Below are 23,450 nucleotides of genomic sequence, written 5' to 3' on the forward strand. Positions count from 1 at the left end.
CCCGAACCGAATGCCGCGAGACGACGGCGTAGGCACAGGCGAAGCGAAGCGAAGCCACCCGCGAAGCCGGCAGCACACAGCAGTCAACCCGAACCGAAAACCTCAGTAGCCGAGCTTCAGCAAGAGATCGGTGAGCTCGACCGGCGCGGTGATCATGCAGTCGTGGCCGGTCGCCAGCTCCCACACCTGGGCCGGGTCGCCGTTGGGCTGTATTGCGGGGACCGGGCGCCGGGTAATGCCTTCGGGCTCGCCGACAACACAGTGGATGTGCGTCCGGGGGATCGCGTCCACCGCCGGGTTGTCCAGTCGGACCGGTTGCTGGAGGCAGCGTACGGGCTGGTCCGACAGCATCGTGCGCAGCCAGGCGACGTCAGCCGGGTCGGTGACCCCGAACAGGCCCATGGGCGGCGGAAACTCAGGGAGCGGCGGGATGCGCCAGCCGCTGTCGGACTGGAGAGCGCGGTCGATCTGGGCCTGGGCGACAGGGAGGACATCGACCGCGGTCTCACCGTCCTCGGGGACCATCGCGTCGAGGTAGACCAAATGCGCGATGCGGTCCGGGATTTGGTTGGCCGCGGACGAGATGACCAGCCCGGCGTAGCTGTGGCCCACGAGGATCACCTCAGTCATGGCCCCCTCGGTGATCAGCCTGACGACGTCATCAACGTGCGTGTCGAGCCCCACCTCGGGGCTGAGCAGATGCACCTTCTCGCCGTAGCCGGTCAGCGTCGGCGCGGACACGCGGTGTCCCGCCGACGCGAGCAGCGGGACCACCCGCTCCCAGCACTGGCCGCTGTGCCAGGCGCCGTGTACCAGCAGATACGTGGCCATGGTTTCGCTCCTTGGTGTTGTTGCTGTCGGCTGACCACGCTGCCGACGGGGCTCCGGCCGAGCCAGAGCCCCCGCGATCCTGGGGGTGACAGGGCCAGGCACACGCACCCGGTGCGCATTACGGTGAGGAGATGGCGGACGAACAGAACCTGCTGGGCGATTACGTACGCGCCCGCCGTGAGCTCGTCACTCCTGAACAGGTCGGTATCCCCGTAGTGGGGGTACGGCGCGTGCCGGGCCTGCGCCGGGAGGAGGTCGCGATGCTCGCCGGGATCAGTGCCGACTACTACCTGCGCCTGGAGCAGGGCCGCGACCGCAACCCCTCCGTACAGGTCCTGGAGTCCCTTGCGCGCGTACTCCAGCTCGACGACGGCGCTACTGCGTACCTGCTGCGCCTTGGCGCCGACAAACCCCGACGGCAGCGACGCCGACGCCCGCGCCGGAAGGAGACCGTCCCTGCGGGCATCGCCAAGCTCGTGGCGGCGCTCCCGCTGCCCGCGTACGTCGAGGGCCGCTACTTCGATGTGCTCGCCGCCAACGCCTTGGCGACTGCCGTGTCACCGCGCCTGACGGTGGGAGGCAACCGCCTGCTGGACGCGTTCCTGGATCCGGCCGAGCGGGCCCTCTACCCGGACTGGGAGAACGCCATCGTGGGCATGGTGGCCGGTTTCCGCGAGGCCGTCGGGACCGATACGGACGACCCCCGCTTCATCGAGCTCGTCGGTGAGCTCTCCCTCGCCAGCCCCCGCTTCAGCAGGCTGTGGGCCCGCCATGACGTAGTGGTGTGCGAAGGCACGACCAAGTGCATCGACCACCCCCAGGTCGGTCGCCTGCGGTTGAACCAGGAGCGGCTGGGCATCGGCGGCGCGGCAGGCCAGACGCTCATCGCCTTCCACCCGGACCCGGGCAGCGATAGCGCCGACAAACTCGCGCTCCTCGCCTCCGCCATCCAGGCACCGGCCGCATCTCAAGACACCGTTCGCGGCTGAGGCGGCCCCGGCTCCCTCCAGATATGCGTATTCGGAGTCTCAACAGGAGAATTGTCGAACGATACGCGTTTCCCGTTGTCCCACGCCTCTTTCCGTTGGCCGGCCGGCCAATGAGGCGTCGAGTTCAGGCCGGGCTCGATAGCATTCCCCGGGTTCTCCCGGGTTTTCGACTGCGCCAGGAACTGGGGCGGGTGACCCGCACGATACTGAAGCAGCTCGAAGTTCGGGTACGCATCACCCTCGAGCTTGACCTGGGAGCCACCCGAATCATTCAACTTGACTCCGATGTCCCCGTTCACGGCAAAAACAGGCATTTTACTGTTGATACCCTTGTACTTCACCTGGAGGGAACCGTTGTTGTCCAGGTAAACCTTGACCTTGTTCTCCCAGAAGCCATTGCCGATACCCTTTGCCGGAATCGTTTCCTTCGAGGGTGGTATGTATGTCCTTCCCACCATGTGGCCGCCTTTGAGCTCCACCGACGGGGTGACGGTGTAGGTGATTTTTCCGGTGGCCGTATCCCATGCGAAGGCTATACGGTACGGAGCGTTCGGATTAGCCGAGAATGAGCGTTTGTCACCCTCCAGAACGCCGAATGCCCCCGTTTCGTACGGGATGAAGAACCGGCCGAGGATGACCCCATGATTGCCACTCAACGGGCGGACCCATGTCGTTGTCTGCGACGACATGTGAGGTATCGCACCGAAGTATTTATCGTATACGTCGGCCAGTTCACGTGTCTGATTGACCCTGTCATCCGTCGTGACGACGAGCCCGCTTGAAGGCAGCAAGCCCTGGTTGAATACTTGCGCCCCGCCGCCGCCCCCAGCCACTTCGAATGCCTTGCCAACAGCCTTGACCTCGGCATCGGTGGCGGCAATCGCTCCCAGGTCATTGAGCACCTCGCCGTCCACGGCACCTCCGCTCGGCCCCCACCGCGCGATGGTCAGATTGCTGATGTCGTTTCCGAAGTCCTTCGCGCCTGCCTGGTAGGACGAGATCGCCGGAGACAACACGCCGGTAACCCACCCTTTCAGGTCCCGGGCGGCACCGGTCGTCTTGTCGGAATAGTTATAGAGATTTTGCGGAACCGCAGCTGCTTTACCCATGCGCTCAGTTTCCTTCGGGATTCTTGAGGAGAGCCGCACGGGCCTTATTTGCCTGATCGGTTGCGTGGTTGACCTTGGCCTGGATGCCGATTACTTCCTTGGCGAGCCTGCCCAGTGCCGCTTGCTGGGCATTGAACTCGGAGTCGAACTGCTGACGCTTCCCGCCTCGCCATTCCCTACCGACCTGCTCCAACTGCGCCGTGCGTTGCCCTGCGCGCAGCTCTGCGAGCGCTGTAATTTTGTCGTACGCCAGGCCAAGCGCTTTGCTCAGCGCATCCGCAGCATTGAAGTCGTATACGACCTGCTTCGGGTCAGCCACTACCCTGGCCTCCTCACCTCAATAGAAATGGCAACTGTGTCATCAGGGTGCCGGAATGTCATTGATGCCCAGCGCACAGCTCTTGACCTTCCGTGCAATGAACAGCAGGAGTCCGCCCCTTCACGCCTGCGTGTTGCGCCAAGTTGCCATTGTGCGGGGAGCGGCCGACTCATGCGCGCACGTGTTTGATCCGCCAGTACGCGAGACTGCCCAGCACAGCCGTCAGCACCAGGTAGCCGCCGAGCTCGATCCACTGGAACGACCAGTACCGGTCGGCCGGTTGCAGGGTCACGTCGAAGTGCAGGTGCTTGGCGGTCATGCATTCGTCGACCCCGGCCGCTCCTTCGGCCCTGGACCTCGACTTGGCGGCCTGGTCCAGGCAGTCCTGGATCGTCGACCGGTAGACCAGTCGGCCGGACTCGGTTCGCAGGTCCGAGATGTGGCTGAGCATGAGGGCGCCGGGCACCTCGTACCCGACGATGAAAGCCGGGTGGTCGCGCCCGCCGAGGGCCACGTCCGCGTTGTAGTCGCGGACATTTTCGTCGTAGGCCACCGAGTAGGTCACCGGCGGGCGCAGATGGGGCCGCACGAGTTCCGGCGCGAGGACCAGCACCGCACCGACCGCCAGCAGCGTCACCGCCATCGCCGGCACGGTCCGGCGCAGGAAGAGCCCGGCCGTGGTGCCGAGCGCGAACGCGAAGAGCGCGTACCCGACCGGCACGACGCCCCGCGAGGCGAACGACAACGGGGTGAATCGGTTGCCTTCCACCAGGTCGTACCGGCTGACGGACCAGGTCAGCAGGAGACTGAGCGCGGCGGTCAACACCAGCGCCGAAAGACCCGGCAGCAGCAGTTTCACAGCCAGCCAGCGCCGCCGGGTCACGCTCTGGGTCCAGGCCAGCCGCTGCGTGCCCGCCTCGAACTCGCGGGCCAGCAGTGGTGCGCCCCAGAACGCGCCGATGACGGCCGGCAGCAGGAGCAGGACTGCTTGCACCGCATTCACCGTGCCCGTGTATTCCCGCAGGAAGGCGCTTTTCTCATCGGCGAGCTTGCAGCCGTCCGCCAGCCGGCAGCCCAGGATCTCCGCGTTGTAGGCGTGGCGCATCGAGTAGCCCACGATCCACAGGACCAGCGCGTACACCGCACATCCCGCGAGCATGAACAACGCCGTCGCGCGGAACTGCCGCCACGTCACCCAGGTCATCGGACAACCTCGCCGGCCATGTACGCGAGCACCAGATCCTCCAGGTCCACCGGCCTGCCGTCCGGCTTCGGCACGATGCGTTCACCGTCGCCCTCGGTCACGCGCGAATGCCCGGCCAGCAACGAGGACACGTCCCCGGCCAGTTGCACATGGGCAGCGGACAGCACAATGAGGTGGTCGCAGACTCGCGCCAGGTCGCTGAGCAGGTGCGAGGACAGCACCACGCTCACCTCGACCTCGGCCACGAACTCCTGCAGGTCCTGCAGGAACATCCGCCGGGCCAGCGGGTCGAGCGAGGCGACCGGCTCGTCGAGGATCAGCAGCTGCGCACGCTTGGCCGCGGCCAGGGTCAGCGCGAGCTGGGCTCGCTGCCCGCCGGAGAGCCGGCCGGCCTTCTGCCCTGGGTCGAGGCCGAGCCGCTTGATCCGTGCCTCGGCGTACGGCTGGTCCCACCGCGGGTTCAGCCGGGCACCCAAGCGCAGGTGGTCGGCGACGGTCAGGCTCGGGTACAGCGGCGCGTCCTGGGCGACGAATGCGACGTCGGCGAGCTGGGCCGCGCCGTCGCCTGGCCGGTGCCCGAGCACGGCGATCCGCCCGGACGTCGGGGTGAGCAGGCCGCCGGTCAGGCCGAGGAAGGTGGACTTGCCGGCGCCGTTCGGCCCCACCAGCCCGACAACCCGCCCGGCCGGGACGTGCAAGGTGCACTCGGTGAGGGCGACGCGGCGCCCGTACCGCATGCCCAGCTGCTCGGTTTCGATAACTGCTGTTGTCATGGCGACCGTTCTAACCAGCCGCCGGTCACGGGACGGTCCGCGCCGTTGTGACCCGGCTGTGACGGGTGGCCGAGCTACCCTCAGCGCTCATGCGGGTACTGGTGGTCGAAGATCAGCGCACCCTCGCCGACTCGGTGGCGAGGGTGCTGCGTCGCGAGGGCATGGCCGTCGATGTCGCCTACGACGGGGCCGATGCCCTGGAGCGCACCGCGATCGTCGACTACGACGTGGTCGTGCTCGACCGCGACCTGCCGGTCGTACACGGCGACCAGGTGTGCCGCACGCTCATGGCGGCGGAGGCGCCGGCCCGGGTGCTGATGCTCACCGCCTCCGGCACCGTCGCCGAGCGGGTCGAGGGCCTGGGCCTCGGCGCCGACGACTACCTGCCCAAGCCGTTCGCGTACGCCGAGCTCGTGGCGCGTATCCGCGCGGTCGCCCGGCGCACCCAGCGGGCGACCCCGCCCGTGCTGGTCCACGGCGAACTCAGACTCGACCCGGCCCAGCGCATCGCCACCCGAGCCGGTGCGCGCCTGCCACTGAGCCCGAAGGAGTTCGCCGTGCTGGAATACCTGCTGGCCAACCACAACCGGGTGGTCTCGGCCGAGGAACTGCTCGACCGGGTCTGGGACGAGGCGGCCGACCCCTTCACCACGACCGTCAAGGCGACGATGAACCGGCTGCGCGCCAAGCTCGGCGACCCCCCGCTCATCGAGACCGTGCCGCGCGCCGGCTACCGGATCTGACCATGCCGTCCCGTCTGCGCCTGCGGCTCACCCTGCTGCACTGCCTGATGTCGGTCGTCTCGGGCGCGCTCCTGCTGGCCATCATGTACACGCTCGCGCGACACTTGCCGGGCGACATCGGCTTCATCCCGCGCGACAACCAGGCCGTGCCGGCAGACCCGCTCCCGCCGGGCACCAGAGTGCCGAACCACGCCGAGCAACGGCCGGACCAGCCCCAGATCGATCTGGTCCTGCCAACCGCCGCGCTGATCATTCTGGGGCTCATCTCGCTGGCACTGGGCTGGCTGATCGCCGGCCGAATGCTGCGCCCGGTGCGCACCATGACCGAGCGGCTGCGGCAGATCTCCGACCACAACGTGCACGAACGGCTCATGCCCACAGGGCCGGAGGACGAGCTGAAGAACCTCGCCGGCACCATTGACGGGCTGCTCGGCCGGCTCGAAGTGGCGCTCGACGCGCACAAGCGGTTCGTCGCCAACGCCGCCCATGAACTGCGCACGCCGCTGACCGTCGAGCATGCGCTGCTCGAGGAGCCGCTCATGGACCCGGCCGCGGACGTGGCGTCGTTCCGGGCCAACTTCGAACGGCTGCTGGCCATCAACGAGCAGCGCACCCGGCTGCTGGAGTCGCTGCTGACCCTGGCCGGCAGCGCCCATGTGCGCGACCGCGACGAGCCGTTCGACCTGGCCTCGGTGGTGGCGCGAACGCTGGAGGATCGCGGCCGTGAGGATGTGGAAATCGACGCGGTGCTCGAGCCGGCGCCGGTCGTCGGCGACCCGGCCCTGGTCGACCGGCTTGTGGCCAACCTCTGCGACAACGCCCTGCACTACAACGTGGACCGGGGCCGGGTGGAGATCAGCACCGGGCACAGCAACGGCACGGCCGTGCTGCGCATCGCCAACACGGGCCCGGTCGTACCGCCGGAAAAGGTCGACGAACTCTTCGAACCCTTCCAGCGCCTGCACCGCACAGCCGACGACGGTCACCAGGGACTGGGGCTCTCCATCGTACGAGCCATCGCCACCGCCCACGGCGCCACACTCACCGCGCACGCCCGGGTACACGGCGGCCTCACCGTGCAGGTCACCTTCGAGACCGCTCAGGGCACGTAGACCAGCGCGTCGGCCACCGCCGCCGTCTCGCGCGGCGATCGGAGCCCTGCGTTCTCGCGGCGGTCACGGCGGGGCCGTCGCCGACGGCAGCCGCCCGACGGCACACGTCCCGTGCGCCGTGTCCGCGAAGTGGAGGGTGCCGCCATGGCGGACCGCGATCTCGCGGGCGATGGCGAGGCCGAGCCCTGCCCCGCCGGACTTTCGGGTGCGGGCGTCCTCCAGCCGGCTGAAGCGTGTGAAGACCCGTTCCCGGTCCGCCGCGGGGATTCCGGGGCCGTCGTCGCGGACCTCGAACACGACGGTGTCCCTGTCCTCGTGGCGGCGCTCGGTACCGACCGTGATCTCGACCGTGGTGCGGGCGTAACGGCAGGCGTTGCCCAGCAGATTGCGCAGCAGCCGTTCGAGCTGGGTGTCACTGCCCCGGACCCAGACCGGCGGGTCGTCGGCGACGCAGCGGATGTCGAGCGCGCGGGGGTGGCGCAGATGGCGGTGTTCCACGACCAGATCGTGGGCGAGGTCGGTGAGATTGACCTTCGTGTCGGCGGCGGGCGCGCCGCCGTCCAACTGGGCCAGGAGCAGCAGGTCGTGGCTGAGGTTCTGGAGCCGCACGATGTCCCGGAGGGCGTCGCGTACCCGGGCCTCCCAGTCGACGCCGTCCGGGTGCGTCAGTGACGATTCGAGAGAGGCCCGCAGCCCGGCGAGGGGGCTGCGCAGCTCGTGGGAGGCGTCGGCGATGAACCGCTGCTGGAGTTCGGCCGACCGCTCCAGCCGGTCCAGGGTCGTATTGATGGTGCGTGCGAGCCGGGCGATTTCATCGGCCGAGCCCGAGGACGAGACCGGCACCCGGCGGCCCAGCGACCGGGCCGTGATGTCCTCGAGTTCCCGGCGGATGGCCTCGACGGGGCGCAGCGCCCGGTCCGCCGCCGTCCACGCGATGACGGCGAGGATCACGACGGCGAGGGGTCCCCAGAACGCCAGGCCCCACCCGAGGCCGGCCAGGTAGCCGAACGCGGATCCGCCGGTCTGGACCGACCACCAGAGTTCGGCGGCGAAGAGGAGGGCGGTGGCGGCGCCGACCACGAGCGCGACGCGCAGCCGCAGGGACAGCGCCTGTCGGGCGGGCCGTGCGAGCGCCCACACCGTGGCGCCGAGGATCAGCATGACGGCCGGGCCCTCGACCTCGGGCCTGCGTACCAGCTCCAGGACATCCATGGACGGGAGACATACGGCGACCGTGATGAGCAGCCAGGCCGCGGTGAGCCCGGCCCGTACGGCGGCGCGTACGTGCGGCGCAACCGCCTTGCGCGGAGTGCGTACCGCCCGGCTGTTCGGCGCTTCAGACTCCATGGCCGGTCATGCGGTAGCCGATGCCTCGTACTGTCTCGATCGACGCACGGCCGAAAGGCGTGTCGATCTTCCGGCGCAGGGCGCTCACGTACACCTCGACGATGTTCAGATCACCTTCGAAATCCGCCGACCAGACCTGATCGACGATGTCTATCTTGGGGACCACTTCACCGGCCCGCCGCGCAAGGCATTCCAGCACCGCGAACTCCTTGGCGGTCAGCCTGAACTGGACATCGCCACGGCCGCTGGACCGGCCCGCCGGGTCTATCCACAGGTCCCCGATGCGCAGCACGGTGCGGGTCCGGGCGCCGCCGCGGCGGAGCAGGGCCCGCAGCCGGGCCTCGAGCACCACATAGGAGAAGGGCTTGGCCAGGAAGTCGTCGGCGCCGGTGTCCAGCGCCTCGGCCTCGTCGTACTCGCCGTTCTTGGCGGTCAGCATGAGGATGGGCGTCTCGATGTCCTCCGCACGGAGCCTGGCGCAGACCCGGTATCCGTTCAGGCCGGGCAGCATGATGTCGAGAACGATCGCCTGATACGGGTTCTGGCGCGCCATGTGCAGCCCGATCAGGCCGTCATGGGCCACGTCCACCGCGTATCCGGCCGCTTCCAGGCCCCTTTTCAGGGCGATCGCGAGCCCTTCCTCGTCTTCCACCACCAGTAGCCGCACCGGACTAAGTATTCACGGCCGTTCCCGCGGTCCCTGAAGAGGTCTTCAGGATCCTTCAGCGTCGTCTCAGCAGCTCCGGGTGACCATCGGGCCCGTTCCCCGTCTGTTCCCTGCCTGTCCCCTGCCTGCTTTCCGGCCTTTGAGGTGACCTGTGACCATCGCCCCTGTCCTCAGCCCCGTCCCGGTGCGCGGCGAAGAAGTCAGAACGCCCCGTGGCCGACGGGTGGCTCCGGTGGTGGCCGTGGTGACGACGCTCGCCGCCGTCGTACAGCAGGTGCTGCACGCGGTGGGTGTCGTCGGCGGGCAGCCCTGGCCCTGGCTGCTGGTCGCCGCCCCGGCGTGGCTGCTCGCCCTGCGGGGCCTGCGGGCGGTGCCCGCTCCGCCGCCCGTGGTCGTACGTGCCACAGGCCGGCTGAGCCGAATACCCGCGTGGGCGGGCGCCGCCGCGGTCCTGGCCATGGCCGCCGCCGTATGGGCCGCTCTTCAGGACCACGAGCCGCTGATCGGTCATGAGGAGGCGGTGTACGGCAACAAGGCCCGCTCCTGGCTCGACGGCACCCCGGACGCGGGCTGGGACACCTACCGTCCGGTGGGACTCCCCGCGCTCGGCCGGATCGCCCTGGCCGTGCACGACGACGTCGGGGCGCTCCGGGTGGTGGCACTGCTCCTGACCCTGTTCACCCTCACCGCGACCTATCTGGTCGCCGCTCGGCTGACCACTCCCCGGCGGGCCGTGGTGGCGACACTTCTGCTCCTCAGCGGACTGGGTTTCCTGCGCCGCGTTCCGCTGTTCCTCAATGACATCGGCGCCACGGGCCTGCTCCTGATCGTGGTCTATCTGCTCGTCCGCGCGCAGGAGAAGCCCGGTTCACGTGCACTGCTCGTCCTGCCCCTCCCGGCGCTCGCGGCCTTCTATCTGCGGTACGGCGTGGTGGGCACCCTCGCAGCCGTCGCCGTCGCCGCGGTCCTCGCCTACGGTCCCCGGGCCTGGCTGGCCCAGGGGCGCCGACTGGCCCTGTGCGCAGGTGTCCTGCTCGCCGGGCTGATACCCCACTTCATCTACGCCACCGACGTCACCGGCAGCCCCCTCGGCCTGGTCTTCTCCGCGACCGAACATGCCGGCCGGGCCTATGTGGGCGACGGTCTCCTGTACTACCTGTCCGTCTTCCCGTACCGGCTGGCCGGCGACCTCGGCGGCGTCGTCATGGCCGCGGGGCTGTGGGGGCTGGGCGCCGCGATCCGGCGGCGCCGTGGCAACCGGCGTACGGGGGCGGCGACTTCGCGGCCCTGCGACCGGAGCCGCGTGTTCCTCGGCATGTCCGCCGTGCTCACCTTCATCGTGCTGGGGGTGGCGACGGACGGCGAGCCCCGCTTCGTCTATCTGCCCGTCGTCCTGCTGACCGTCCTCGGCGTGCAGACCCTCGCCGAGTCGGCCGGCCGCTGGTCCCAGGCCGTGCTGACCGCCATCGCCGCACTGGCCGCCGTCACCGTGCCCGCGACCGCGCAGTACGTGGCACACGACGCAATGCCGGGCCCCACCGCCCAGCGCGTCTCGACTCTCGCCGTGGCCCGGCAGCTCACCGGTGACCGGCCCTGTCTGCTGGTCACCGGCTACGAGCCCGACCTCGGCTGGTACTCCGGCTGCGACGCGGTCACCTTCGGCCAGTACCGGCGCATGGCCCCGGCCTCCGGGGCCGAGGTGAGCCTCATTCTCTTCGAACGGGGCCGGTTGCAGCCCGGCCCCGCGTCGTTGCGCCGTCTCATCGGCGGGCGCGCCACCACGACCCGTACGATCCCCACCGAAGGCTCCCTCGGCACGGCCACGGTCATCACTCTGCGCGCGCTTCGCCCGGACGCCGCGAGCGCAGGAGCACGGCGGCCAGCGCGGCGGTGATCAGCACCCCGACCGAGGCGATGGCGGTCACCGCGGTGAATCCGCGGTCGTATGCCTGCTGTGCGGCGTCGAGCAGGCGGTGCGCGGTGTCCGCGTCGAGCGTGTGCATCACGTCCTCCGCCTCGGCGAAGGTGTCCTCGGCGGCTTCCTGCTGGCCGGAGGACAGCCCGGGGACATCGGGCAGTTCGGTCCGGTAGACGGCGGTCAGCACGGTGCCCAGCACCGCCACGCCCAGGCCCGCCCCGAGTTCGAAGGAGGTTTCCTGGATCGCGGCGGCCTCGCCCGAGCGCTCCGGCTGGGCCGCGCCCATGATGGAGTCCGCGCCGAGCGTCATCACCACCCCGGCCCCGTATCCGGCCACCAGCAGCGGGACCACCAGCGGGCCGTAGTTCGAGGCGTCGCTGACCACCGCCAGATAGCCGAGGGCGGCGGAGAACACCGCGAGGGCTCCGGTCAGCGCCCAGCGGTTTCCCCACCGTGCCGACACCCAGGGAGCGGTTGTGGCACCGACGGCGTTGGCGGCCGCCAGCGGCATCAGGGCCAGCCCCGCTCGCACCGGGGAGTACTCGCCCACCTGCTGGAACCATTGGGTGAGGAAGAACAGCAGGGCCACATAGCTGCCGAAGCAGCCGATGACGCAGATGGTGGCGGTGGAGAAGCGGCGGTCGGCGAAGAGCGAGAAGTCCAGCAGCGGCTCGGCCAGCCGGCGCTGCCGCCGGACGAAGACGAAGAGGAGCACCATTCCGCCGATGGCGACGGCGAGCATGACACCGTTGACCTTCAGGGTCTCACCGGCCTGCTTGAGCGCGTAGACGACGCATCCCAGTCCGACGATGGACAGCGCGACGCTGGCCAGATCCCAGTGGCGCGGGGTGGGGTTCTTGGATTCCGGGATGACCCGGGCTCCCACGGCGAGAATGACCGCGACAATGGGCACGTTGATCAAGAACACCGCGCCCCACCCCCACCGTTCGGTGACCAGCCCGCCGACCAGCGGCCCGAGCGTCGCGCCCACGCTGTGGGCGGAGGTCCAGATCCCGATGGCGATCGCCCGCTCGCGGGCGTCGGTGAAGACCACCCTGATGATGGCCACCGTGGACGCCATGATCATCGCGGCGCCGATACCGAGGGCGATGCGCGCGGCGATCAGCTGAGGCGTCGAGCCCGACAGGGCCGCACCGGCCGAGGCCAGGCCGAACAGGGCGAAGCCGCTCAGCACCATGCGTTTGCGCCCGACGCGGTCGCCGAGCGTGCCGCAGGTGACCAGCAGGGAAGCCAGGGTCAGCGAGTAGATGTCGACGATCCACAGCAGTTCCACGGCGTTGGGCCGGAGGTCCTGGCTCATGCTGGGTACCGCCACGTGGAGCACCGTCAGATCGATTCCGCACAGCAGCAAACTGGTGGAAAGGACCGCCAGAACAAGCCACCGAATCCGGCTCGGCAAGGGCGGCTGTTCGGTCTCCCGCATGGCGTGGACGGACGCTTCACTGTTCGTCATATCCGCACTATCGTGGCGTACTGATCCCATACACAAGTACGGTCAATGATGTGCCCTAGTATCATGATGTATACCATCCGAGGTAGAGGCGGCAGGCGATGCGAGACGACATCACCGATTCACCGGACTATTGCTCCATCGAGATCGCGATGGAAGTTCTGGGCGGCCGCTGGAAACTGGCCATTCTCAAGCAGTTGCTGAGCGGAACGCAGCGTTTCGGGGAACTCAGGCGCGCGCTGCCGCGTATCACCCAGCGCATGCTCACCCGCCAGCTGAGGGAATTGGAAGCCGACGGGCTGGTCACCCGCACCGTGTATCGCGAGGTCCCCCCGAAAGTCGAGTATTCACTCACCGAGGTCGGGCGCAGCCTGGACGACATCGCCGGACTGCTGGACGCGTGGGGGCGCTGGTACCGCGGCGTCCACGCGGCGGGCCCGGCCGCCTCACAGGGGCGGACGACGGCCGCCCGGGAGGACCGAGCCGCCGTGTGACCTGGGGCCTCAGATGCTGGAGAAGACCTGGTGGTACTCCAGCCGGGGCCCACGCGGGCGCAGACCGTCCGCCTTCGGCCTGCCGATGTTGACCACGGCCAGCACGGAGTGCTCCCCGTCGGCGAAGAACTCCGCGTTGACACCGGCCGCGTCGAACCCGGTCATCGGCCCGGCGGCCAGCCCGGCGGCACGGATGCCGACGATGAAATACGCGGCCTGCAGTGCGCCGTTCACGGCGGCGGACCGCTCCCGCACCTCGCGGTCGCCGTAAAAGAGGTCCTTTGCCCCGGGCAGCGCGGGGAATTGTTCCGGAAGTTCCCGGTGAAACTCGTGGTCGACGGCCAGTACGGCGACCAGTGGGGCCCGCTCGGTCTTGTCCCGATTACCCCTCGACAGATGCGGCAGCAGCCTTTCGCGGCTTTCCGGGGACCGTAGCAGCAGCACGCGCAGGGGTTGCTGGTTGAATGCCGTCGGGCCGTATTTGACCAGATCGTAGATCTCTTCGACGGTCTCGTCGGGCACCGGCTCGTCAGTGAAGGCGTGTGCGGTGTGGGCCTGGCGGAAGAGCAGATTCTGCGCGGCGCGAAGGGGTGGGCCTTCGCGCCTTCGCTCAGAACTCCATGAGGTTTTCCCGGAGGGTGCGGCCGGGGGTGTACGCCGTCCGGGTCAGCCCCCGGCGTTGCAGCGCGGGGATCAGCCCGTCGGTGACCTCGGCGATGTAGCGGCGGTTCAGCCGCAGCAGCGGAGTGGTCAGCATGAAACCGTCTCCGCCCACCTCTTCCATCACCTCGCCCATCCGCTCCGCCACCTGGTCCGGCGTCCCGACCAGGTCGACCGAGGACACCAGCCCGCCCGCGCCGTCCACGACGAGTTCGCGCAGCGTCTTGCCGCTGCCCCACTGCTGAAGCTTGTCCAGCGAGCCCTGCTCGCCGTTGGTCTCCAATTTGTGGGGCAGGGGCTTGTCCAGGTCGAATTGCGCGAAGTCGATCTCCGTCAGGGCGGAGGTCTGCGCGAGGATGTCCTGGATGAACTCCGGTGAGGAGACCATGCGCGCCTGCTTTTCCCGCGCGTCCTGCTCGGTCTCGCCCAGCGTGGGTGTGACACAGAACAGGACCTTGATCTCAGCGGGGTCCCGCCCGATGTCCTTGGCGTGCCGGCGGACGTCGTCACGGAATTTCTTCATGGTCTCGACGCCGCTGGCGATCGCGATGATCGAATCGGCGTTGCGCGCCGCGAACACCTTCCCGCGCGGAGAGGCACCCGCCTGGACGAACGCGGGTCGGTGCTGGGGAGAGGGAACAGTGTTCAGCGGGCCCCGCACACTGAAGTGCTTGCCCTTGAAGTGGATGGGGCGGACCTTGGTGTGGTCGGCGTAGACGCCGTTCTCCCGGTCGAGGACCACCGCGTCCTTGTCCCAGGACGCGAAGAGTTGCTTGACCACGTCGACGTATTCGTCCGCCATCTCGTAGCGGACGTCGCGCGGCGGCAGCTTCTCCATCCCGAAGTTCTGCGCGGCCAGGTCCTCGGCGCTGGTGACGATGTTCCAGCCGAAGCGCCCGCCCAGCATGCTGTCCATCGTCGAGGCCAGACGCGCGGTCATGAACGGCGGATAGGCCAGGGTGGACAGGGTCGCCACGATCCCCAGGTGCGAGGTCGCCAGACCCATCGCGACGGCCAGCGGCACGGGATCGTGCTTGGGCACCACCATGGCCTGCTTCAGCGCCGCCTCCCTGGAGCCGCCGTAGCTCTCCGGGACCATGAGCTTGTCCTCGACGATGACGTAGTCGAAGCAGGCGCGCTCCAGAGCCTGGGCGACCTCCGTATGGAACGCGCCACTCCACGGCGAGCCGCCCGTCCCGAACGGGCCCTGCCAGTCGTCCGGGGTGAAGTTGAAGATAAAAGCCAGATGGAATTTACCGCTCATGACTGCCTCCCTTCGCTCACCTTGGCCCGCCACCGCCGGTCCGGTCTGGTCCGGGCGAAGAGCAGCCCTTCCCCTTCCCGCACCATGGCGACGGATTCCGCGATCACATGCCGGAACAGCTTTTCGCCCAGGTCCGCGCTGGATCCGGAGGTCGAGGACAGGATCCCTTGGTTGGTGGTCTGGGCCAGATCGATGGGGTGCAGGTAGACGCCGCTGCGCGGCGGACGGTCGTGGTCCAGCCGTGTGTCGGTCACCAGGTCCGGCCGCAGATGCAGCATCAGGCTGGTCTCGGTGAGGCCGGCGTGCTCGGCGTGCCAGCCGGGGAAGTCGCCGACCTCGGCGGCGAGCCAGGAGTCCTGCACCATGCTCCACCAGCTGAAGGCGATGACCTCCCGGTGGCCGAAGTCCCCCTGTTGCCGTATCTGATCGAGCGCTTCGAAGATGAACGGCTCGTTCTCATAGTGGCCGTTGACCACGATGAGTCGTGCGAACGGCAGGCCGGCCAGCGACCGGAGGGTTTCGGCGAGAAACCGGATCAGGGTTTCGCCACCCACGTACACGGTGCCGGGAAAGGACAGCCCGCCTCCGCTCTGCGGCAGGGACCGGGCGCCGATAGACTGCACGGGAACAGTGAAGCCGTCCAATTCGGCCGCGATCTCGGCGGCGAACTCCTCCGCGAGGACGGAGTCCACGGAGAGCGGCAGGTGCGGCCCGTGCTGCTCGGTGGCTCCGATCGGCCAGACGAGGGTGCGGCCCCGCAGCACGTCCCTGACCTGGGTGCTCGTCAGATCCGCCAGGCTCGGCGCGACGCGCGTCATGTGGCCACCCCCAGCGGTAACTCGGCGGTGCGCGGGATCGCCTGCTCGGCCTCGGTCACGATCCGCTGGAGCGTGGCCCGCATGTCGGTGTGGAGGGCCGTGTACACCTGAGTCACATTGGCGCCGACGTGCAGGTAGTCGGCCACGTCCCGGCCGGAGGAAATGCCTCCTACGCCCATGATGGGCAGGACGAAGCCCCGTTTGCGGAGCCGCCAGATGGCCGCCAGGACCAGTGGCTTGATGCCCGGGCCCGAGTAGCCGAAGACCCCTCCCAGTTCCAGCTCGCCGGTGTCCGGGGACACCGCCGCACCGGAGATGGTGTCGCTGACGGTGATGGCGTCGGCCCCACCCGCGATCGCGGCACGTACCCGGTCCTCCAGGCCCTCCCCGATGGCCAGCTTGACCGACAGGGGCAGGGAGGTCCGGGCGCGGGTCTCTGAGGTGTAGGCGTACACCCGGTCCGGGTTGTCGTCCTCCAGCCCCGACTCCTCGTTCAGGCAGGAGATGCCCAGCTCGAGCGCCCGGCATCCGGTGCCTTGGACCTGCGCCGCGAGATCGCCCAGCTCGGACGGGGTGTCCGCGTGGAGGGAGGCGATGATGGGGAGTTGGTCCTCGGTCAGCGAGCGCAGCACCTTCAGCCAGTGGTCGACCGACCTCTTGGAGTAGGTGGTGCTGTTGATCATCCCGACCGGAAGGCGCAGGATTCTCTCGTCCAGGTCCTTCGGGGGGTTGGGGTGAATCGTCTTGGTGACGACCGCGCCCGCTCCCGCGGCGAGCAGCGTACGAATGTTGCGTTCTTGGTCGGTGAGCAGCCCGGACCCAACGATCACGGGGTTCTTGAGGCTCAGGCCCATTATTGTCACGTCGGACACTTGGTTCTCCGTCGGAGGTGCGGCGAACGAGGGGGCGTGTTCCGGGGGTGAGGGCAGGACACCGGGCCCTGCCGTCCGGACGGGGCCGGGGTTACGCGACGATGCCCGCGCTGATCGCCTCCCGCTGGCGTTCTGTCGCGGCGAGTACCGCCTCGATCAGCAGACTCGGCTTCTCGGTGAACTCGTCGAAGTCGACCGTCCACACCGAGCCGACCCGGTGCAGGCCCTTCAGCAGATGGCTCGCGGAGTCCACGAAGGGCTGCTTGGTGACGATGACGATGGGGCGCCCCAGCGCGGTGGCCCAGCCCAGCTCGACGTGTGTGCCATCGGTCCGGCGCAGTGTCCGATCGGGTAACAGGGGGAGTACGGGCACGAAGACGTCGCACTTCTTCATCCAACGGAAGTCGCGCACGGAGACCTGCTCCGGCGTGAAGGCGGCCGTCTCCGCCCCGAACTTCTCGACCACATGTGCCGAGAAGACGTTTCCCCCGTTTTCCCGGACCACGTCGATGGCCCTGGAGATCGCGTCCTGCAGGTCGCCGGCGAAGCCGTTGGACAGGATGGCGTGCTGGATCGGTCCGCCGACGAACACGTCGAGGCCGGCGAGCAGACCGGTGGGGGTGGGAATGTCTTGCATGCTGGTACTCCTCCGTGAGGTGCGGTTTCGCTCTCCGGGGCATGGGTGCCCCAGGACTGTGGATCGGGGAAGGCGGATGACCACTCAGGAGGCGCCGAACGCCTCCTCGGCGAGGCCGGTGTAACGGCCCCGGTAGTACAGCAGCGGCCGGGCGGCGGGGGCCGCTTCCAGCGAGCGGATGTCGCCCCTGACGATGAGGTGGTCGCCTCCGTCGTACTCCGCGTGTACTTCGCAATCCAGCCAGGCGACGGCGCCCGTCAGCCGGGGCGAGCCGTGAGACGAGGTGGTCCACCGCACTCCGTGGAATTTATCGCCTCCGGACTGGGCGAATCGCTCACTGAGCAGGCTCTGCGACTGCGCGAGAACGTTGACACAAAACCGGCCGCATTCGCTGATGGCAGGCCAGGTCGTCGAGGTGAGGCTGGGGCACAGCAGCACCTGCGGCGGACGAAGCGAAAGTGAGGAAAAGGCTTGGCAGGTGAACCCCAGCGGACCGGCACGGCCCATCGCGGTGACCACCGTCACTCCCGAACAGAAATGCCCGAGAACCGACCGCATCGCTTGTTCGGTGAAATGTTGCTGAACCACCGTTGAACTCTTCTCGCCAGACAATTTCCATCCTCACCGGCATAGACGGCTGGAGCGGTTGCATCGGCGCTTTTGTTCTCGGTTTCCAGGAAATCGGCCCAACAGGGCGACGAGCATGGCACCCGCTTCCCACCCGGTCAATTGGGCCCCGTACGGATGGCCGATCTCAGGCGAAGCAGGAATGCGTCAGGAACACATGGGGCCTTGACATCGGCGCCGGTGCGCCTCGATCGGTCGGCACGCGCCCGGACAGGGCGCCGCCCGCGTGCAGCCGAGCGGTGTGCTCCGCACCTGTCACGCCTCCTCAGGTCACTGCCCGATCAAGCGGTTCCGGTTGACACTCAGTGACACCCAACGGGAGACGATTCTGCACGACGTGATGAGATCCGACAACAGGGCTAGTCATTACGCTAGGGAAATTGAAACAATCCCGCCATGATGAACGCTTCCGACACGCTTGACGACGCCGACCGTCGCGTGGTGGCAGCTCTGCAGGTCCATCCCCGGGCCGGATGCGGCGAAATAGGACGGATCCTGGGCGAGCACGAGCGAACCGTCGCCCGTCGGATACAACGGCTCACCGCGTCCGGGATCGTGCGCCCCACGGCCCTGTACGACGTCATGCGCTGCGGGCTCGGCAGTTCGGTGCACGTCCGGCTCGAGGTGGAGAGTGGGGCGTCGGTCCGCATGGCAAAGGAACTTGTCAGCCGCAATGACTTCCGGGGCGTCATTACGGTCAGCGGGCGCGGCAATGTGCTCTGGTGCGAGGTGATCCTGTCACCTGAGCGAACACTCCATTCCTTGATGCAGAACGGAATCCCTGGTATCTCTGCGGTCAGGAGACTGGACGCATACGTCACCCTCCGCACATTCGCCACCGTGGCCGAATGGCACGCCCCACTGCTGTCCGAAAAGGAGAGGAGACTGCTCCGGGAAAGCGCGGTTCAACCCATCAGCAAGCCCAAGGACCGGTACCCCATCTCCCCCACCGATCAGCGGGTGGCCGAGGCCCTCATCAAAAACGCCCGTATCAGCCTGACCAGCCTGGCGAAGGAGCTCGACTTCTCGGTGGCCACAGCCGGCCGCCGGGTCACCGCCCTGCTGGAACGTCAGATGCTTTATCTGCGCACCGAGATCGAACCGGCGCTTTTGGGCCTGCTCGTCGAGGCCCAGCTGTGTCTGAAAGTCCGCCCCGCAGGCGTGGAGGCCGTCGGCACCGCACTGGCCGCGCTCCCCGAAGTGCGTTACTGCGCCGCCATCACCGGTGCCCACAACCTCCTCGTCGAGGTGTGTCTGAAACACGAGGCCGACCTCTACCGGTTCCTGGGGGAACGGCTGGCACACTTCGCCGACATCACCGAAGTCGATACCGAGCTCATCACCCACGCCTACAAGCGCGGCTCTGTGATCAAGGACGGCACGTTCGCTCATGGCGGGGAAGGCCACTGAGCCGTTCCCGGCCGCACCGTTCGGCAGGCGTCGCCGTCGCGTGACCACGGCACCGTCGGCATGCCCGGCGCGCCGTCATTTCCCCTCTTCGACCACGGGAGCGATTGTGGCCATGCGCCTGGAAGTCCCGACCGTCAAGCATGTCTTCGTCACCGGAGGCGTGGCTTCCTCGCTCGGCAAGGGCCTGACGGCATCCAGTCTGGGTGCCCTGCTGAAGGCACGCGGCCTGCGAGTGACCATGCAGAAACTGGATCCGTATCTGAATGTGGATCCGGGCACCATGAATCCGTTTCAGCACGGCGAGGTCTTCGTCACCGACGACGGGGCGGAGACCGATCTGGACATCGGCCACTATGAGCGGTTTCTGGACGTGGACCTGGACGGTTCGGCCAATGTGACCACCGGCCAGGTGTACTCCTCCGTGATCGCCAAGGAACGGCGCGGAGAGTACCTGGGAGACACGGTCCAGGTGATCCCTCATATCACCGATGAGATCAAACGCCGGATCCGAGGGATGGCATCGCCCGATGTGGACGTGGTGATCACCGAGGTCGGAGGGACGGTGGGGGACATCGAGTCGCTGCCGTTTCTGGAGGCCGTGCGGCAGGTACGGCACGAAGTGGGCCGCGACCATGTGTTCGTGGTGCACATCTCCCTGCTGCCGTACCTCGGTCCGTCCGGAGAGCTGAAGACCAAGCCGACGCAGCATTCGGTAGCCGCGCTGCGCAACATCGGCATCCAGCCGGACGCCATCGTGTTGCGCGCGGACCGCGAGGTGCCCGCCTCGATCAAGCGCAAGGTCTCACTGATGTGTGATGTGGACAACGCGGCGGTGGTGGCGGCGGTCGATGCGAAGTCGATCTACGACATCCCCAGAGTGCTCCACGCGGAGGGGCTGGACGCCTATGTGGTGCGGCGGTTGGACCTGCCGTTCCGCGATGTGAACTGGCGGCAGTGGGACGACCTGTCGCGACGCGTCCACGAGCCGCGGCATGACGTCGTCGTGGCGCTGGTGGGAAAGTACATAGACCTGCCGGACGCCTATCTGTCGGTGACCGAGGCCCTGCGAGCGGGCGGATTCGCCAATGGCGTCCGGGTTCGGATCAAGTGGGTCGCCGCCGATGACTGCCGCACTCCCCTGGGAGCGGAGCGGCAGCTGGCGGACGCGGACGCGGTGTGCGTGCCGGGTGGCTTCGGCGAGCGCGGTGTGGAGGGCAAGGTGGGTGCGATCGCCCATGCCCGGGAACAGGGGATTCCGTTGCTGGGACTGTGCCTGGGCCTTCAATGCATCGTGATCGAGGCGGCGCGGAACGCTGCCGGGATCGAGGGGGCGTACTCCACGGAGTTCGACCCCCTCGCGGCGGACCCGGTGATCTCGACCATGGTGGAGCAGTTGGACATCACCGAGGGTTCGGGGGATCTGGGCGGCACGATGCGCCTGGGGATGTACCCGGCGAAGCTGACCCAGGGATCACTCGTGTGGGAGGCGTACGGAGGAAGGGACCGGGTGGAAGAGCGGCACCGGCACCGGTACGAGGTGAACAACGCCTACCGGGTCGAGCTGGAGAAGAAGGCGGGGCTGGTGTTCTCGGGCGTCTCTCCGGACGACAGACTGGTGGAGTATGTGGAGTATCCGCGCGAGATACATCCGTATCTGGTGGGTACGCAGTCGCATCCGGAGATGCGCTCCCGGCCCACCCGTCCGCATCCCCTGTTCATCGGCTTGATCAAGGCCGCCGTGGAACAACAGCGCGGCCCATCAGGTTGCCCATAAGGACAGCCCTCAAGCCCGGGCGACCACGTACCAGTGTGCCGGGAGGTCGATCCGCGTCCCGTCCGCCCGGTACTCGGTCTGCGGCAGGGTGGTGGGCCCGTGGGCCAGCACCGTGAGCCCCGCCTCGCGCAGCAGCTCCGGCACCTCGGCGGTGCGCGCGTCGGCGGGGCGCAGGTCGTGGTCGAACACCCGGCGGAGTTTGGGCGGCGGGCCGCCGGGACTCTGTGCGGCCTCCCGTAGCACGGTCTTGGACTCCTCGGTCAGCTCGGCCACGAACGCCCGACCGCGCCGCCCCAGCAGGGTGGCCACCGCCTCGGCGACCGGCGGCCGGTCGGGCGCGTCGCTCTGGTGGATGACGGCGCGCAGATAGACGTTGACGTCGCCCAGCCGCTCGTGGAGTTCCCGTACCCGCGCGGTGTCGGTCAGGCTGAGTTGTTCGAACTCGGCCACCTTCTCCGTATCGGCGCGCCGCGCGTGTTCGATGGCCGCGTGGGAGAGGTCGACGCCGATGGCGCGGGGGAAGCGGGTGGCCAGATAGCGGGTCTGGGTGCCGTTGCCGCAGCCGAGGTCGGCGATCGGCAGTGTGGCGTCGGCGTGCGGGGCCAGCAGCGCGAGGTGCGGGATCGCGGACAGCGACGGGTCGGCGTCCCAGATGGCCTCCCCCGGCGCGTCCGAGGTGTTCTGCCAGTAGCTCTCCCACGCCTGCCTGTAGCGCTCCGGTACGCTCATCCGCCGCTCCCCGGAGTAGATGCCTCCTCTTGCCCGTACGCTCCAGGTGACTACCGGCACTCCCTGGGCCCGGACAAGGGCCCGGCGTCTTCCTTCACGCGATATTCGCGCCCGCGCACGCCGCGCGCGCCGGGCGCGGAAGGCTCTGTTCGAACCAGACGGTCTTGCCGTCCGCCGACCGGCTGCTGCCCCACTCCCGCGCCAGGGCGCCGACCACTCGCAGCCCGCGCCCCGTCTCGTCGTCGCGGCCCGCGCTCAGCAGCGTCGGCAGTTCGTGGTCGTCGTCGAAGACCTCCCACAGCAGCGCGTCCGTACGCACCAGACGCAGCACGACATGGTGGGTGTGGGCATGCCGTATCGCATTGGTCACCACCTCGCTGACCAGCAGCTCCGCGGTCTCCACGGCCTCCGGCAGGCCCCATCCGAGCAGCCGCTCGCGCACCAGCCGCCGGGCCCGGCCCACTTCGCTCGGCTCCAGCGCGAGCCGCCACTGCGCCACGTCCGCCGCCGGGATGCCGTTCAGCCGGGCCATCAGCAGCGCCACGTCGTCCTTGCGGCCGCCCTGGGTGTTGAGGGCTCGGATGATGGTGTCGCATGCCTCGTCCATCGACGCCGCGGGGTGCGCGGCGGATTCGCACAGCGCCGCGAGCCCGGCGCCTATGTCCTGGCCGCGCACCTCGACCAGGCCGTCGGTGCACAGCACCAGGCGGTCGCCGGGCGCCACCCGTATCAGGGCTGTCTCGAAAGGCACCCCGCCGACCCCGATGGGTGCTCCGGTCGGCAGGTCGAGCAGTTCGCTGCGGCCGTCCTGGGCGCGGACCAACACGGGTGGGATATGGCCCGCGTTGGATATCAGCAGTTCGGAGCGGATCGGGTCGTAGACGGCGTAGAGGCAGGTGGCGAGGTAGTGCTCGCCGAGCCGCTGCGCCAGGTCGTCGAGGCTGCGCAGCAGTTGGGCGGGCGGCAGGTCGAGGGCGGCCATGGTCTGTACGGCGGTACGTAACTGGCCCATCATCGCCGCGGCGTTCAGGCCGTGCCCCATCACATCGCCGACGACGAGCGCGGTGCGCGAGCCGGACAGCTTGACGCAGTCGAACCAGTCGCCGCCGACCCNNCCGCGGGGTGACCTGGGGCAGCATGCTGTCCTGGAGCGTCTCGGCGACGTTCTCCTGGTAGGTGTACATACGGGAGTTGTCGAGCACCAGGCCCGCGCGGGCAGCGAGTTCGGCCCCCGTCGTACGGTCCATGTCGTGGAACCGCTCCCGCCCCGCGCGGCGCATCAGCACCATGAAGCCCAGCACCACATCGCGCGCCTTGAGCGGGACGATCAGCAGCGACCGCCCGTTGATCAGCGGCCGCAGGTCCCGCTTCTCGAACTCCCCGGAGATCCGGTCGCCCAGCGCATCGTCGATGTACGGGATCAGCACGGGCTCGCCGGTGACCATGCACTGGAAGAACGGCGTGTGTTCGGGGAAGGCGATGGACTCCCCGACCGGCACGGTGTCGTCCCAGCGGCCCGGTTCGTCGTTGTGCTCGACCCACACCCGGTGCCAGATGGTGGTGACGTCGGGCGGACCGTCGGGGAACCCCTCGCCGGCCAGCACCTGGGCGCGCAGATGGGTGCCGGCGAAGTCCGCGAAGCGGGGCACGGCGGCGCTGGTGACCTCGCGGATGGTGCGGGC

General features: G+C 68.5%; 22 protein-coding genes and 1 pseudogene. 7 read left to right on the plus strand and 16 right to left on the minus strand.

Annotated elements, in window-relative coordinates; translation table 11 throughout:
- Nucleotides 1-102: 102 nt before the first annotated feature.
- Entirely contained in the window at nucleotides 103-831 is a 729-nt protein-coding gene (locus CCN51_RS14960) for an alpha/beta fold hydrolase (RefSeq protein WP_014175396.1), read from the minus strand.
- A gap of 131 nt (nucleotides 832-962) precedes the next feature.
- On the opposite strand from CCN51_RS14960, the gene CCN51_RS14965 reads away from it, so the two are divergent.
- Nucleotides 963-1,820 carry a helix-turn-helix domain-containing protein gene (locus CCN51_RS14965; RefSeq protein WP_014175397.1) on the plus strand — a complete coding sequence of 286 codons (858 nt, stop codon included), beginning with the start codon at nucleotides 963-965 and terminating at the stop codon, nucleotides 1,818-1,820.
- On the opposite strand, the gene CCN51_RS54325 is transcribed toward CCN51_RS14965, so the two are convergent.
- The 4 genes from CCN51_RS54325 to CCN51_RS14980 all read right to left on the minus strand — a co-directional run bounded on the left by CCN51_RS54325 (nucleotide 1,799) and on the right by CCN51_RS14980 (nucleotide 5,225).
- Nucleotides 1,799-2,929: a hypothetical protein gene (locus CCN51_RS54325; protein ID WP_143675807.1), complete on the minus strand. Its 1,131-nt coding sequence runs from the start codon at nucleotides 2,927-2,929 to the stop codon at nucleotides 1,799-1,801. The genes CCN51_RS14965 and CCN51_RS54325 overlap by 22 nt on opposite strands.
- Before the next feature lie 4 nt (nucleotides 2,930-2,933).
- Nucleotides 2,934-3,248: a hypothetical protein gene (locus tag CCN51_RS14970; RefSeq protein WP_014175398.1), complete on the minus strand. Its 315-nt coding sequence runs from the start codon at nucleotides 3,246-3,248 to the stop codon at nucleotides 2,934-2,936.
- A gap of 169 nt (nucleotides 3,249-3,417) precedes the next feature.
- Nucleotides 3,418-4,452 (minus strand): ABC transporter permease subunit, encoded by a 1,035-nt coding sequence (locus CCN51_RS14975; RefSeq protein WP_014175399.1) that lies wholly within the window; start codon nucleotides 4,450-4,452, stop codon nucleotides 3,418-3,420.
- Nucleotides 4,449-5,225 (minus strand): ABC transporter ATP-binding protein, encoded by a 777-nt coding sequence (locus tag CCN51_RS14980; RefSeq protein ID WP_106436346.1) that lies wholly within the window; start codon nucleotides 5,223-5,225, stop codon nucleotides 4,449-4,451. The genes CCN51_RS14975 and CCN51_RS14980 overlap by 4 nt, the downstream gene beginning before the upstream one ends.
- Before the next feature lie 89 nt (nucleotides 5,226-5,314).
- On the opposite strand from CCN51_RS14980, the gene CCN51_RS14985 reads away from it, so the two are divergent.
- Both CCN51_RS14985 and CCN51_RS14990 read left to right on the plus strand, forming a co-directional pair.
- Nucleotides 5,315-5,968, plus strand: coding sequence for a response regulator transcription factor (locus tag CCN51_RS14985; protein ID WP_014175401.1), 654 nt, complete (start codon nucleotides 5,315-5,317; stop codon nucleotides 5,966-5,968).
- A 2-nt stretch (nucleotides 5,969-5,970) separates the two neighbouring features.
- A complete protein-coding gene (locus tag CCN51_RS14990) occupies nucleotides 5,971-7,080 on the plus strand; it encodes a sensor histidine kinase (protein WP_014175402.1) in 1,110 nt (369 codons plus the stop codon).
- Nucleotides 7,081-7,143: 63 nt separating this feature from the next.
- On the opposite strand, the gene CCN51_RS14995 is transcribed toward CCN51_RS14990, so the two are convergent.
- Together CCN51_RS14995 and CCN51_RS15000 are read right to left on the minus strand one after the other, a co-directional pair.
- Nucleotides 7,144-8,427: a sensor histidine kinase gene (locus tag CCN51_RS14995; RefSeq protein ID WP_014175403.1), complete on the minus strand. Its 1,284-nt coding sequence runs from the start codon at nucleotides 8,425-8,427 to the stop codon at nucleotides 7,144-7,146.
- A complete protein-coding gene (locus CCN51_RS15000) occupies nucleotides 8,417-9,094 on the minus strand; it encodes a response regulator transcription factor (protein ID WP_014175404.1) in 678 nt (225 codons plus the stop codon). The genes CCN51_RS14995 and CCN51_RS15000 overlap by 11 nt, the downstream gene beginning before the upstream one ends.
- 151 nt (nucleotides 9,095-9,245) lie before the next feature.
- Here CCN51_RS15000 and CCN51_RS15005 point away from each other — a divergent pair, with 151 nt between their 5' ends.
- The gene (locus CCN51_RS15005; protein WP_078610387.1) at nucleotides 9,246-10,988 is read left to right on the plus strand and encodes a glycosyltransferase family 39 protein; all 1,743 of its coding nucleotides are present in this window, start codon (nucleotides 9,246-9,248) and stop codon (nucleotides 10,986-10,988) included.
- On the opposite strand, the gene CCN51_RS15010 is transcribed toward CCN51_RS15005, so the two are convergent.
- A complete protein-coding gene (locus tag CCN51_RS15010; RefSeq protein ID WP_014175408.1) occupies nucleotides 10,924-12,486 on the minus strand; it encodes an MFS transporter in 1,563 nt (520 codons plus the stop codon). The genes CCN51_RS15005 and CCN51_RS15010 overlap by 65 nt on opposite strands.
- A 98-nt stretch (nucleotides 12,487-12,584) precedes the next feature.
- Between CCN51_RS15010 and CCN51_RS15015 the strand changes: the two genes are divergently transcribed.
- Nucleotides 12,585-12,977 carry a winged helix-turn-helix transcriptional regulator gene (locus CCN51_RS15015; RefSeq protein WP_014175409.1) on the plus strand — a complete coding sequence of 131 codons (393 nt, stop codon included), beginning with the start codon at nucleotides 12,585-12,587 and terminating at the stop codon, nucleotides 12,975-12,977.
- Between the two features lie 9 nt (nucleotides 12,978-12,986).
- Here the strand turns inward: CCN51_RS15015 and CCN51_RS15020 are convergent, their stop codons facing one another.
- The 6 genes from CCN51_RS15020 to CCN51_RS15045 all read right to left on the minus strand — a co-directional run bounded on the left by CCN51_RS15020 (nucleotide 12,987) and on the right by CCN51_RS15045 (nucleotide 17,840).
- Nucleotides 12,987-13,547 carry a malonic semialdehyde reductase gene (locus CCN51_RS15020; RefSeq protein WP_086859633.1) on the minus strand — a complete coding sequence of 187 codons (561 nt, stop codon included), beginning with the start codon at nucleotides 13,545-13,547 and terminating at the stop codon, nucleotides 12,987-12,989.
- A gap of 40 nt (nucleotides 13,548-13,587) precedes the next feature.
- Nucleotides 13,588-14,901: an NtaA/DmoA family FMN-dependent monooxygenase gene (locus CCN51_RS15025; protein ID WP_014175411.1), complete on the minus strand. Its 1,314-nt coding sequence runs from the start codon at nucleotides 14,899-14,901 to the stop codon at nucleotides 13,588-13,590.
- Nucleotides 14,898-15,719 carry a creatininase family protein gene (locus CCN51_RS15030; protein WP_014175412.1) on the minus strand — a complete coding sequence of 274 codons (822 nt, stop codon included), beginning with the start codon at nucleotides 15,717-15,719 and terminating at the stop codon, nucleotides 14,898-14,900. Before CCN51_RS15030 ends, CCN51_RS15025 begins: the two co-directional genes overlap by 4 nt.
- Entirely contained in the window at nucleotides 15,716-16,591 is an 876-nt protein-coding gene (locus CCN51_RS15035) for a beta/alpha barrel domain-containing protein (RefSeq protein ID WP_238545345.1), read from the minus strand. The genes CCN51_RS15030 and CCN51_RS15035 overlap by 4 nt, the downstream gene beginning before the upstream one ends.
- Nucleotides 16,592-16,682: 91 nt before the next feature.
- Nucleotides 16,683-17,228: a nucleoside 2-deoxyribosyltransferase gene (locus CCN51_RS15040; protein WP_014175414.1), complete on the minus strand. Its 546-nt coding sequence runs from the start codon at nucleotides 17,226-17,228 to the stop codon at nucleotides 16,683-16,685.
- 84 nt (nucleotides 17,229-17,312) lie between these two features.
- The gene (locus tag CCN51_RS15045; RefSeq protein ID WP_238545346.1) at nucleotides 17,313-17,840 is read right to left on the minus strand and encodes a flavin reductase family protein; all 528 of its coding nucleotides are present in this window, start codon (nucleotides 17,838-17,840) and stop codon (nucleotides 17,313-17,315) included.
- A gap of 411 nt (nucleotides 17,841-18,251) precedes the next feature.
- Here CCN51_RS15045 and CCN51_RS15050 point away from each other — a divergent pair, with 411 nt between their 5' ends.
- Nucleotides 18,252-19,265 carry an Lrp/AsnC family transcriptional regulator gene (locus CCN51_RS15050; protein WP_014175416.1) on the plus strand — a complete coding sequence of 338 codons (1,014 nt, stop codon included), beginning with the start codon at nucleotides 18,252-18,254 and terminating at the stop codon, nucleotides 19,263-19,265.
- Nucleotides 19,266-19,377: 112 nt separating this feature from the next.
- The gene (locus CCN51_RS15055) at nucleotides 19,378-21,039 is read left to right on the plus strand and encodes a CTP synthase (protein WP_014175417.1); all 1,662 of its coding nucleotides are present in this window, start codon (nucleotides 19,378-19,380) and stop codon (nucleotides 21,037-21,039) included.
- A 9-nt stretch (nucleotides 21,040-21,048) separates the two neighbouring features.
- Here the strand turns inward: CCN51_RS15055 and CCN51_RS15060 are convergent, their stop codons facing one another.
- Both CCN51_RS15060 and CCN51_RS15065 read right to left on the minus strand, forming a co-directional pair.
- Complete coding sequence (locus CCN51_RS15060; protein WP_014175418.1) at nucleotides 21,049-21,768, minus strand: class I SAM-dependent methyltransferase; 720 nt, start codon at nucleotides 21,766-21,768, stop codon at nucleotides 21,049-21,051.
- Between the two features lie 94 nt (nucleotides 21,769-21,862).
- Nucleotides 21,863-23,450, minus strand: a pseudogene (locus tag CCN51_RS15065) (ATP-binding SpoIIE family protein phosphatase); the annotation flags it as partial.

This window comes from Streptomyces milbemycinicus (assembly GCF_002154605.1).
In the GTDB taxonomy this organism is placed as follows: Bacteria; Actinomycetota; Actinomycetes; order Streptomycetales; family Streptomycetaceae; genus Streptomyces; species Streptomyces milbemycinicus.